This is a genomic window from Arthrobacter sp. 147(2020) (assembly GCF_013116715.1).
GTDB lineage: Bacteria > Actinomycetota > Actinomycetes > Actinomycetales > Micrococcaceae > Arthrobacter_D.
On sequence record NZ_JABFOM010000005.1, the window covers coordinates 146772 to 158652 of the forward strand.

Below are 11881 nucleotides of genomic sequence, written 5' to 3' on the forward strand. Positions count from 1 at the left end.
GGTGTCAGTCACGTTCACCCCCAGTTCACGGCCAAACGGGCCATGGCGCAAGTTAGTAGCCGCCAACGCTGATAGAGTTGAGGGACTTGTCTGCGTGCCAGTCTGGGTGGAAGTACCTCACACCTGCTGGAATCCAGCGCAGCTTGCGTCGATGAACGCATTCTTTTGTCCCGCATTTGAGCTCCCAACATTGTGAGCGCGGTTGACACTGTCTGACTTTTCTTCGGCGAACCCCTCGCGTCAACCGATTCGTGGGGAAGATGAGAAGAAAGTTCGTGTACCTACATGACTACTTTTGCTGCACTCGGTGTGCCCAAGGCCCTGGTCCAAACCCTTACCGCCCAGGGAATCACCGAACCATTTCCCATCCAGGTCAAGACCCTGCCGGACACGCTGGCTGGCCGTGACGTTCTCGGCCGCGGCCGCACCGGCTCCGGCAAGACCCTCGCCTTCGCGCTCCCCATGGTGGCCCGGCTGGCTGAGCAGGAAGCCGCATACCGGCGGAAGCCCGGACGCCCCCTGGCGCTGGTGCTGGCCCCAACCCGCGAGCTGGCCACCCAGATCAACGCGACCATCGAGCCGCTGGCCACCGTGCTCGGCCTGAACACCACTGTCATTTACGGCGGTGTCTCCCAGGCCCGACAGGAGAAGGCACTGCGCGCCGGCGTCGACATCGTCATCGCTTGCCCAGGCCGCCTCGAGGACCTGATGCGCCAGAAGCTCATCACCCTCGACGCTGTCGAGATCACCGTGCTGGACGAGGCCGACCACATGGCCGACCTCGGCTTCCTGCCCGTCGTGAAGAAGCTCCTGGACACCACGCCCAAGGAAGGCCAGCGCCTGCTGTTCTCCGCCACGCTGGACAACGGCGTCGACAAGCTGGTTCAGCGCTACCTGACCAACCCGCTGACCCACTCGGTGGATGACCCCCAGGCGTCAGTGACCACCATGGAGCACCACGTCCTGCTGGTCGGCGACCAGACCCAGAAGAAGCAGCTGATCGTTCAGCTCGCCTCCGGCAGCGGACGCCGCCTGCTCTTCATGCGCACCAAGCACCACGCACGGAAGCTGGCGAAGACCCTCACAGACGCCGGCATCCCCGCCGTTGACCTGCACGGCAACCTGTCGCAGAACGCCCGCGACCGTAACCTCGCAGAGTTCTCCTCCGGCGACGTGCGTGTCCTCGTCGCCACCGACGTCGCCGCCCGCGGCGTGCACGTGGACGACGTCGAATTGGTGGTCCACGTGGATCCCCCCACCGAGCACAAGGCCTACCTGCACCGCTCGGGCCGTACCGCCCGTGCTGGCTCGTCCGGCACCGTCGTGACGATCACCCTCCCGGAACAGAAGTCCGAGGTGCAGAAACTGATGCGCGCCGCGGGCGTCGATGTTGCCTTTGAGAACGTGAAGGCCACCTCGCCGCTGGTCGGCAAGCTGATCGGTGATGTCGCCGAGAAGATCGACCCGCGCACCCGCGCGTCACTGGTTGCCTCACGTGAAGCACAGCGTGGCGGTGGCACCTCCACCGGCGCCAACGCACAGCGGAAGCGCCGTGGCACGGCGCCACCCTCGTCGGGTGGACGTGGCGGCCGTGGCGGTCGCGGGAAGGTTTCCGCCGAGTCGACGGGGAACCGGTCCGATCGTCGTCAGGATCAGCCACGCGGCCCCCGCTTCGGCGCAACGGCCGGTGCCTCGGCCGGTAGCTCCAACGGCGGCGGACGCCGCCGCGACGACGACCGTCCCACCGGCTCGGGAACGGGTGGCGGCAACCGCACCCGGCGTCCGGCCGGTGCACGCGCTGCCGACGTCGCCCCCCAGGGTAAGGCGCCTCACCGCTCCAGCAGCGCGGGCGCCAAGCAGGAGCCGGGCAACCAGCGCAACCACACGCCGTCGGCCGGGGCAGGAAGCCGGTCCAGCGGACCCCGCCGGGCCACCGCGCCCGCGTCGAACGACCGTCGCAGCAACTAGGCTCTGACCACGAAAGTGCCCTTCCCGTTCACGGGGAGGGCACTTTTGCCTTTCCCCGGGGACGAAAGCTGATGATCGGCACACTCAGGGGTGTCCCCCATAGACCGCCGCAGTGCACTCAAGGAAGATGGAAACCATGAACGCAATTCTGAACGTTATCTGGCTGATTTTCGGCGGCATCTGGCTCGCCCTGGGGTATGTCCTGGCGGGAGTGATCTGCTGCCTGCTGATCGTGACGATCCCGTTCGGGATTGCGTCCTTCAGGATTGCCGCTTACGCCATCTGGCCTTTCGGCCGCACGATAGTGGACCGGGGCGGACGAGCTTCGACCTTGTCGAGCATCGGCAACGTCATCTGGCTAATCGTCGCCGGAATCTGGCTGGCCATCGGGCACGTTCTGACGGCAATCCCCATGTTCGTGAGCATCATCGGTATTCCCCTCGGCATTGCGAACCTCAAGATGATCCCGGTATCCCTGACACCCCTCGGCAAGGAAATCGTCGAGACGCGCGGCAGCCGGGTCCCCCAGCTGCGCTAACTGCCGAAGGAGCGGCCAGTACTTCGGAACCAGTTGCCAGCAACGCACCCCTCCGACGACTGACCTGAGAAAGCCACCTTGATCTTGGAGAAGCTCTCTGCGCTCACGGCGACTAAGCGGCAGAAGGAACCCTGGTGAGGGTGGCCGTCACAGAGGTTCCTCCAGTTCCACCCGACACGACCTCAAGGGATCCACCGGCCTCCCGGATCGTGTCACGCATCAGGCGCAACCCGAAGTGGCCCTCACCGGAGCTGGCCTCCGGGTTGAACCCGCGCCCGTCGTCTCGAATGGTCATGACAGTGGAGTCGTCCTGCCTGAGCAGTGAAAGATGAACCGTGTTCGCCTGGGCGTGCTTGACTGTATTCATCAAGACCTCCCGGGCCACCCGGTAGAGCATGACGGCCTGATCCCGGTCAATGTCGCAGCTTTCGGGGATCTGAAGAGCCACAGTGATACCGTGATCCTTCATTGCCGCCGCTAGGCGGCTCAGCGCTTCGGGAAGCCCCAGCTTGTCCACATCAGGGGGGTACAACTCACTGGTCATGGCGCGCAGGGTTCTGACATTCTCCTGGAGGATAGACCTGACCCGTGCAAAGAGGGGACGCTGCTCCACGGCGCCGTGGTCCTCCTCAGCCTCCATGACGTACGAAAGACCAGCAAGATCCTGGATCACCTCGTCGTGCAGGTCGCGGGCGATGCGCCGTCGCTCCAGGTCTGACGCTTCAATGGCGTACTGCAGCAGTTTGCGCCGGGATACTTCCTGCGCCTTGATGCGGCGTGCCAACTGGATGCCAGGAACCAGTTGCGCCAACTGCAGGACCGCGAACGAAAGAAGAAATATTGGCGCGATAGCCAGGAGCACCATGCTCTGTTCATCGCGGACGGCCTCGTCGTCGTAGTAGGCCTCGAAGATCAGGGGCTCCCCGTTTGCCGCAGCTGATTCGACATACACCTCCACCAGTTCGCCGGAACCGGACTCAAACTCGTTCTCCAGTTCATTCTGGTCCTCAAGAGCGGCGTTTCCCCCGGTGCCATCGAGCATCTCAGGGTCTGGAGGCATGAACTGTTGTCCAATAAGAGAGTGCACATCCGAATAAACAATTGTGCCGTCGGCAGTCCAGACCTTGATCCTTAGCACGGCACCGCGTTCCAGCCAGGGTTGAAGGCGCGCATCGAGGTCCTCAATAGCCGCGGGATCCCCCGCCAATAATTGAGTGGTGACCAGCGGGCTGATGGCGTAGTCGGCTAGACGTTGCGTAATGAGCCGGGCATTAACGAGGGCATGATTCTCGGCTTCGGCCCTGATCCAGAAGGCTACGGGTGTGGCGATAAGCACCGTGACAAGCAACCCGGTCCAGAGGAACCGCGCCACGGCCCGTCTGACCTCCGATCGCTCGGCGACGGTTGGGCTCCCAGGCCTCCGTCGCGGGCGGTTCCTCCTAGTCATGTCGGTTGAGGAGTAGCCCCAGTTTGCCAGCAACCGCCACAGCCTCTAGCTGTGAATGTGCGCCCAGCTTCGACAGTATTGACTTCACGTACCCTCGACAGGTGTTCTCGCTGATATTCAGGGCTCTGGCATTTGTCCTCACGTCCTTGCCTGCGGCCATGAGTCGAAGCACCTCCACCTCGCGGTGGGTAAGTGATGCGAAGCTTGCAGCGTGTGCTGGTGCCCTTTTGCGGGCACACAACTGGGTGACCAGTTGGGGATGGACCATCATTCCGCCGTTCCTCGCATGCCGCAGTGTTTCAAGCAGCGTCTTGAGGGAGCCATCTTTGGGGAGGAAAGCACAGATGCCGCTTTCCGCCGCCCGGGTCAACGACTGGGAATTAGCATCCCCAGTCAACATCACTACACGGGTGTCCGGGGCGCGGACCAGAAGTCGTTCAGCTGCACTGATACCGTCGCCATCGGGCAGGTGGTAATCCATCACCACCACATCAGGGCGTAGCCGTCCACACTGCTCCATTGCGGACGCAATGTCGGTAGCGAATCCGACGCAGATAAAGTCGGGTTCACGGACGAGCGCCTGAGCCAGTAGCTCGGCGAAAGTTGCGTGGTCATCGACAATAAGAACGCGAGCCGGGAGCAATTCGACCGGAACGGCGTCGACTGTTGGCGTGGTCACGGCATGTCACCCCTCAATGTCACGCCCCAACAGCTGTGTTGTAGTTAGAGTATGCATCCTTGCTGTGCACCGGGCCAGTGAATCTTGGGAAATCTTGGGAAAATCTTGGAAACTCAGATGGAGCCGACGGTTGCCGGGTATTGACAAGCTTTTTCCAACCCCCAGATGGGACAGTGAGCCACTGTGTGAATCGGTCACGCAGCATTCACCAAAACGGGGTGCCGTATGGAGAGACAACCTAGAGTGGGAAAGCCTGTCCGGCCATGGGAGGCAGGGGGCGGCGGCTTTGCACTGACAGCATTGTGGTATTCCCGGATTATGCCTCTATTCGTCTTCCAGACGCCGATGACCATTAACCCAGTCGTGGTTCGTCTCCGGGTGGCCTCGGGGGCACTAGCCGCTGGAGGGTGTACTCAGTCTTCGCCTGCGGAACGCTGCCGCTGGAACAACCAATCCAGGCACCATTTGGGGTGAATCCATTGAGGGGCCTTGCTGGTCCCAACGCGCTAGCCAATAAATAGACTGTCCGACCGAATGTGGGCCCCATCGCCCAGTGGGGCCCACATTCTTGTCCCTGGGTCCCGAAGTGTTGAAAGGCCACGAAGAGGCGCTGCAACCAGGAGAAGTGCCTGCAATGGGGTCCGAACAAGCCACTTCCTAACCCTAGCCGGCGGCGCCGCTCAGGAAGGCGTCCATCAGCGGGCCACCGGAGGTGGACCCCAGTTCGCCCTCCTCAACAAACACTGCGACCGCCAGGTCACCCTGCAGCGCCACAATCCACGCGTGAGTCCGCGGCGGGTCCTCATCGCCGAATTCTGCGGTGCCGGTCTTCGCCAGCACCGGGTCCCCGGGCACGTCGGCGAGCACCGTGGCTCCACCTTCGGCGACGACGGCGGCCATGAGGGTCCGCAGCGTTCCCGCTTCGTCGACGGTTAGCGCGCTCGGCGTACCTGCCGGCGACGGTGACGGGTCGGATTCGCCCGCCGGGGCGCTCGCGGTATCGCCGGCCGGATCTGCTGCGAGGAGGGTGGGGGTGACCCGTTCACCGGCACCGACACTCGCGGTCATCACGGCGAGGGCCAGCGGGGACACCAGCACCTCGCCCTGCCCGATCATCGAGGCCGCATGCGCAGTGCCTTCGGCGGTCTCGGGTACCGACCCGAAGAAGGCCGGGATCCCAATGGAGGCTTCGACTCCCACGCCCAGGTCGGCGGCGGCACCGGCCAGCTCTTCCTGGGATACGACATCGCGGGTGGCGATGAACCCGGTGTTGCAGGACTGGGCGAAGGTCTGCAGAAGGGGAATTTCGCCAAGGAACGCTGCCGGATAGGTGCTGGCGTTGTTGAAGGATCTACCGTCCACAACGAGTTCCTCGGTGCACTGGGTGGTGGATTCGGGGGTGAATCCCTCCCGCAGCAGGGCCAGGGAGGTGGCTACTTTGAAGGTTGAGCCCGGTGGGTACTGGCCCAGCAGGGCGGTCTGCAGGCCGGCGCTGCCGGGGCCGTTCGCGACGGTCAGGATTTCTCCAGTGGACGGGCGTAACGCCACGATTGACGACGCCGACGGCTCATCCTCAAGCACACCCTCGGCGAGGGACTGAAGCGTCTGGTCGACGGTGATGCTCAGCGGGTCCCCTGGTACCGGATCCTTCTCGAACAGCACCACCGGCTCGGTGGCCGCCTCGGTTTGCTCGGCGGGAACTGCCGAGACAACCAGCCCGGGTGTGCCCGCGAGCTGAACGTTGTGCTGCAGTTGCAGTCCCGACAGGCCGGTGACGTCGCCAGCCGCCAGTTCGCCGTCGGACTGCTCAATCATTTCCGCACTGGCCAGGCCCACCGAGCCCAGCAGCTCGCGGGCGAAGGTCCGGGTGGGTGCCAGAGCCAGCTCGTCGGGAACGGCTAGCGCCCCCGGAACGGCTGCCAGCTCCGCGTCGGTTACGGGGCGGGAGTCGTCATCGCGCAACACGATCGCCTCGACAAAAGCTTCCGGCCCCGCTCCCTCTACCTGGGCGGTGAAGGCGGTCGGGTCAACCCCCACCAGCTCCGCCAGGGCCCCAGCTGATCCGCCTAACTGGTCAGCCTCAAGCTGGGTCTTGTCGATCCCCACGCGGAGCACCGGGCGGTCAGTCACCAGGACCTCACCGTCTGCGCCGAGGATGTCCCCGCGCTCCGCCGGGCTCGAGAACATCGTCAGGACCTGGCCAGGCTCCAATCCATCCACGGCAACCGCCGGATCCCAGTCCACCTGCCAGACGTCATCGACGAGCGAGAGGTCCACGGTGGTCGTGTACGCCCAGTCGTCGTCGCTGTCGTCCAGGTCCCACACATGGTTCAGCTGCACAGTGGCGGCGTCCTCGGATGCGGTTTCCACCGCTCCGACGGAGACGGCGGGGGTGAGCGGATCAAGTGCCTCGGTGATCGCTGCCAGTTCCTCGTTGACCTCTGCTGCCGAACCGGAAGTGAACGTGGAACCAGTGACGTCCTGGGCGGTGAGTCCTTCGGCGAAGGTGGCAGCGGCATCCTCAGCTGTCGGGCCGGTATCTGTGCAGGCGGTGAGAGCGAGCACGAGCGCTGCGATGGTTGCCACTGATGTTGTGCGTCGAAGATTCCCCATGGGGTCATTATTACCCACCGATGTCGGCGGTCGCCGGAACCACCGGTCTTCAGCCACGGCGGGTGCAGAGTAAGGGCGAGGGCGGCGGGCAGGTCATATGGGTATCGAATCGGTGACATGTTGGTGGTTGGACCCGGTTCCTGGACCGCGAGACGTTACAGTGGCAGAAAGTTATAGAGGCACGATAGTGCACTGCAGGATCACCTGGTGGATGAGCGCTCGGTAGGTCGCTACCGGGCCTCCGAAAGGATCCAAGTGAGCACTCTCGCCCTTGAACCACCGGGTTCAACCATGCGTTGGCGGAACGGACTCTGGTGGCTCGTCGCCGGTGGGCTTGCGCTGGTCATGCTGATCGGCGGCTACCTGACGGCGAACAGCGGCACCCCAATGGCCCAGAACATTGGCAACCTCAGCCTCCTGGCGTTCAGCCTCGCCGCTGCGATCAGCTGTGCGGCTGGTGCGCGGCGCGATCAGGAATCTGCCAGGGCCTGGTGGTTGTTGGCTACGGCGATGCTCGTCTGGTTCAGCGGGATTCTGGCGTGGACCTACTTCGGCATCACCCGCGATCACCTCTACCCTTTCCCCTCAATTGCCGACCTCGGGTTCGTGGGCTACGCCATCCCGGCTACCGCCGCACTCTTCCTGTTCCCCCGCCCGCCAGCAACCCTCGTGTCGCGCCTCCATACACTGCTCGACGGCGGGGTGATCGCCGCGACTGTGCTGTTCATCAGCTGGGCGACGGTTCTTGGACCCGCTTACCGGTCCTCCGACCAGGAGTTCATCGGACAGCTCACCGGCACCTCGTATCCGGTGGTCGATGTGATCATCATTTCCCTGGTGCTCGTGCTGGGTATCCGGCGTCCGGTGGGAGACCGGCTGCGCTGGTTCTGCATGGGAGGCGGGCTGCTTCTCCTTGCCATCACTGACAGCGTCTACGTTCGCTTGGTCTTTGAGGGCGCGACGGGGTCCACAGGATCTCCGCTCGCCATCGGCTGGATGCTCGCCTTTGGGCTCATCGCGATCGCCCCGTTTGTGCCACGCTCTCCGAAGGAGGAGGGTGACCGCCACCGATATGCAGTGGGACTGGAGCTTCTGCCCTATGCGCCGGTGGTGGTCGCGATCCTGGTATCGGGCTACATCGTGGTTGACGGCACCTACCCGGTCCAGCTGGGGATCGGGTTGGTGGCCCTGGTGCTGCTGGTGGCCCGCCAGGTCCTGATCGTCATCGAGAATGTGACGCTGACCCGTGGGCTGGCGGACCAGGTGGCGGCGCGCACGGCTGAGCTCGAGGGTCTCGGCGCGATTGTTACTTCGTCCTCCGACGCGATCATCGGCTGCACGTCAGACGGGAAGATTGTCAGCTGGAACCCCGGGGCAGAACGGATTTTCGGGTATCCAGCGGCGGACGCGATCGGCCGGGACCAAGGCTTCTTCGTCCCGGCGTCGGCGCGTGAAGCGAACGACGCCGCGCTCGCCCTGGTGGAATCCACCGGCGAAGGTCATAGTTTCGAAACGGAGCGCGAGCGCAGCGACGGATCAGTGGTGCAGGTCGCGATGACCATGTCCCCGGTGTTCACTGACGGAGTGATGCGCGGCATCGCCACCATTGCCCAGGACATCAGCGAGCGGCGCGCGGCGGAGACCGAGTTGCGCAACGCCAGGGAAGCGGCCCTGGAAGCGACCCGGCTGAAATCCGAGTTCCTGGCAACCATGAGTCACGAGATCCGGACCCCCATGAACGGGGTGATCGGGTTGACGGGGCTCCTCCTGGACACACCCCTGGATTCGACCCAGCGGCAGTACGCCCAGGGCGTCAAGGGCGCCGGAGAATCACTGCTCCTGCTGATCAATGACATCCTCGACTTCTCGAAGCTCGAAGCTGGCCGGATCAACCTGGAGATGGAATCCTTCGACCCGCGCAGCCTCATCGATGAGGTGGCCGGCCTCCTCGCGGAGGGTGCTCGGCGGAAGAACCTGGAACTGATTGCCTATTGCCTCCCCGAGGTGCCCCAGCAACTGGTCGGTGATGCCGGGCGGATTCGGCAGGTGCTGCTCAATCTGCTGTCGAACGCAGTGAAGTTCACAGCGGCCGGTGAGATCGCCATCCGGGTGCATAGCGTGGATGTCGCCGACCCCCAGGGCGACCAGCGGTCGATGATCCGCTTCGAGGTGCAGGACACCGGCATCGGGGTGGAGGCAACCGATCATGAGCGGTTGTTTGAATCGTTCGCGCAGGCGGATGCGTCAACTACCCGCAGGTACGGCGGAACGGGGTTGGGGCTCGCCATCTCCCGTCGCCTGACCGAGGCGATGGGCGGGACCATCGGGGTAGCGAGCACCCCGGGGGCCGGCAGCACCTTCTGGTTCACCCTCCCACTCGCCGGGTCGCAGGGTGTCGCGGCGCCTGAATCCAGTCTTCTCGATGACCTGCGGGTTTTGGTGGTCGATGACAATGCGACCAACCGGCTGGTGCTTGAATCCCAGTTGGGCTCCTGGCGGATGAACACTGTCGCTGTTGAGACCGGCGATGTCGCGCTGGAGCGGCTCCTGGCCGCAGCCGACGCAGGGGAACCTTTCGACATCGCTGTCCTCGACATGTGTATGCCGGATATCAATGGGATCGACCTGGCCGAGGCAATCAGCAACCACCCGAACCTGGCAGGCACCCGCCTGATCCTGCTCACGTCGATCGGGCGCATCGACCGTGACCGGTTGGCCGCCGCCGGGGTGTCGGAATGGTTGACCAAACCGGTCCGCAGCTCGGCGCTCTACGACCGCCTGATGCACCTGATGACTGACACTGACGCCGAACCGGTGCCGGAAACCGTACACTCGCGCACGGTCCAGTTGCAGGATGCCCAGTATGGGCCGAACCCCCGCATCCTCGTGGTGGAGGACAACGCGGTCAACCAGCTGGTCGCCGAATCGATGCTGCTGAAGCTGGGCTATCGGGTGGACCTGGTCGGGGACGGCGCCGAAGCAGTCAAGGCCACCTCCCACGAAACGTACGCGGCCGTGCTGATGGACTGCCACATGCCGGTGATGGACGGGTTTGAAGCCACCCGGGCTATCAGGGGTCGCGGGGGCGCGCATCTGCCGATCATTGCCATGACCGCTGGCGCGCTGAGCGAGGACCGCGAACGCTGCCGCGCCGCCGGGATGGACGATTACCTTGCCAAACCGGTTGACCTCTCGCAGCTCCAGACCACCCTGCTCCGGTGGGTGGGTACCCCTTCAGCGAGCACACCTGCCGATGTGGTGCCGGCGGAGTCCTCTGCCACTACGGCAGTCCCGGCTGTTCCAGCGGCGCCCGCACCCGGGGCCGTCGTCGTACGGCACGCCGAACCCCGGGAGGTCGTGGACCCTGCGCGGCTGGAGTTGCTCCGCGGGCTGGGTGCCGACGATGGGTGGGGCGTGTTGCCCGCTGCGGTCGCCGCCTTCCTCGGCGCTGTCCCCGGTGATCTTGCGGAGCTTCGCGAGGCAGTCAAGCGGGGCGCAGGATTGGGCGACGCCGCCCACAAGCTCCGGGGCGCTGCCGCGAATATCGGCGCTGACGGAGTTGCTGCGTTGTGCGCCGAGCTTGAGGACGCCTCGCGCACCGACACCGTGGTGCACCCGGAAAGACTGGCGGAGCTGGAAGCGGAACTGGAACTGGTATCCGTCGCGCTCGCCGAATCATTGATTGGAGCGCCGTGAAGGTCCTGGTAGTGGACGATGACCCGGGTTCGCTGATGGTAGCGAAAGCGGTGGTGGAACAGGCTGGCTACGAGTGTCTGTCGGCGGCCGACGGCGACGCCGCGTGGGAGCTGTTCCAGCTGCACCAGCCGCAGGTCGTGGTCACCGACTGGGTGATGCCGGGTATGAACGGTCTGGAGCTGTGTGAGGCGATCCGGAGGGTTGCCGATGACTCCTACACCTATCTGGTCCTGCTGACCTCCTTCGGCTCGCAGGACGATGTGCTCGCCGGGATGGAGGCCGGCGCCGATGACTACGTCACCAAGCCGTTGGACCCCTTCACCCTGCGTACCCGGCTTCTGGTCGCCCTGCGGGTGACTGCCCTGCATTCACAGTTGGGAAAGTACCGGCAGGAACTCACCCGGCAGGCGAGAACCGACCCGCTCACCAACGTCGACAACCGGCTGAAACTCACTGAGGACCTGGAGCTGCTCCATGGCCGCAGTCAGCGCTACGGCAACCGTTACTCGCTGGCCCTCTGCGATGTCGACCACTTCAAAAGTTTCAACGACCTGCAGGGGCATCCGGCGGGCGATGAGGCGTTGAAAGCGGTGGCCAGAAGCCTCACCCTGCTTTCACGGGATACCGATGGCGTCTACCGCTACGGTGGAGAGGAATTTCTGCTGATCCTGCCGGACCAGGGAGCAGCCGACGCTGAAGCCGCTGTCGAACGGATCAGGTCAGGTATAGAGGCACTAGCCATCACCCACTATGGCAACCCGCGTCAGGTGCTCACGATCAGTGCCGGCATCTCGACCTTCACCGCCGACCACCCAGTGAGCAGCGGGCAACTGCTCAAGGAGGCCGACGACGCCCTGTACGCGGCCAAGGCAGCGGGTCGGAACCGGGTCTCGAGTTTCGTCAGGGCCGGGTAGAAAAACCGGCCCTGACGAACCCCGGA

7 protein-coding genes are annotated in these 11881 nt (G+C 64.4%); 4 read left to right on the forward strand and 3 right to left on the reverse strand.

Annotation, left to right across the window (positions count from 1 at the left end; genetic code table 11):
- Nucleotides 1-285: 285 nt before the first annotated feature.
- Together HMI58_RS05960 and HMI58_RS05965 are read left to right on the forward strand one after the other, a co-directional pair.
- Nucleotides 286-1968: a DEAD/DEAH box helicase gene (locus HMI58_RS05960; RefSeq protein ID WP_171618477.1), complete on the forward strand. Its 1683-nt coding sequence runs from the start codon at nt 286-288 to the stop codon at nt 1966-1968.
- 136 nt (nt 1969-2104) lie between these two features.
- Entirely contained in the window at nt 2105-2506 is a 402-nt protein-coding gene (locus tag HMI58_RS05965) for a YccF domain-containing protein (protein ID WP_171585706.1), read from the forward strand.
- A gap of 112 nt (nt 2507-2618) precedes the next feature.
- Here the strand turns inward: HMI58_RS05965 and HMI58_RS05970 are convergent, their stop codons facing one another.
- From HMI58_RS05970 to HMI58_RS05980, 3 genes are all read right to left on the reverse strand, one after another.
- Nucleotides 2619-3878 carry a sensor histidine kinase gene (locus HMI58_RS05970; RefSeq protein WP_171618478.1) on the reverse strand — a complete coding sequence of 420 codons (1260 nt, stop codon included), beginning with the start codon at nt 3876-3878 and terminating at the stop codon, nt 2619-2621.
- A gap of 67 nt (nt 3879-3945) precedes the next feature.
- Nucleotides 3946-4632 carry a response regulator transcription factor gene (locus tag HMI58_RS05975; RefSeq protein WP_205207934.1) on the reverse strand — a complete coding sequence of 229 codons (687 nt, stop codon included), beginning with the start codon at nt 4630-4632 and terminating at the stop codon, nt 3946-3948.
- 663 nt (nt 4633-5295) lie between these two features.
- A complete protein-coding gene (locus HMI58_RS05980) occupies nt 5296-7245 on the reverse strand; it encodes a penicillin-binding transpeptidase domain-containing protein (RefSeq protein ID WP_171618479.1) in 1950 nt (649 codons plus the stop codon).
- A 255-nt stretch (nt 7246-7500) separates the two neighbouring features.
- Here HMI58_RS05980 and HMI58_RS05985 point away from each other — a divergent pair, with 255 nt between their 5' ends.
- Both HMI58_RS05985 and HMI58_RS05990 read left to right on the forward strand, forming a co-directional pair.
- Nucleotides 7501-10941: a response regulator gene (locus HMI58_RS05985; protein WP_318779136.1), complete on the forward strand. Its 3441-nt coding sequence runs from the start codon at nt 7501-7503 to the stop codon at nt 10939-10941.
- A complete protein-coding gene (locus tag HMI58_RS05990; protein WP_171618480.1) occupies nt 10938-11855 on the forward strand; it encodes a diguanylate cyclase in 918 nt (305 codons plus the stop codon). The genes HMI58_RS05985 and HMI58_RS05990 overlap by 4 nt, the downstream gene beginning before the upstream one ends.
- The last annotated feature ends 26 nt before the right edge of the window (nt 11856-11881 follow it).

Coding starts and splice junctions, on each gene's coding strand:
- HMI58_RS05980 (WP_171618479.1), bottom strand. CDS start 7,245: ATGGGGAATCTTCGACGCACAACATCAGTGGCAACCATCGCAGCGCTC.
- HMI58_RS05965 (WP_171585706.1), top strand. CDS start 2,105: ATGAACGCAATTCTGAACGTTATCTGGCTGATTTTCGGCGGCATCTGG.
- HMI58_RS05960 (WP_171618477.1), top strand. CDS start 286: ATGACTACTTTTGCTGCACTCGGTGTGCCCAAGGCCCTGGTCCAAACC.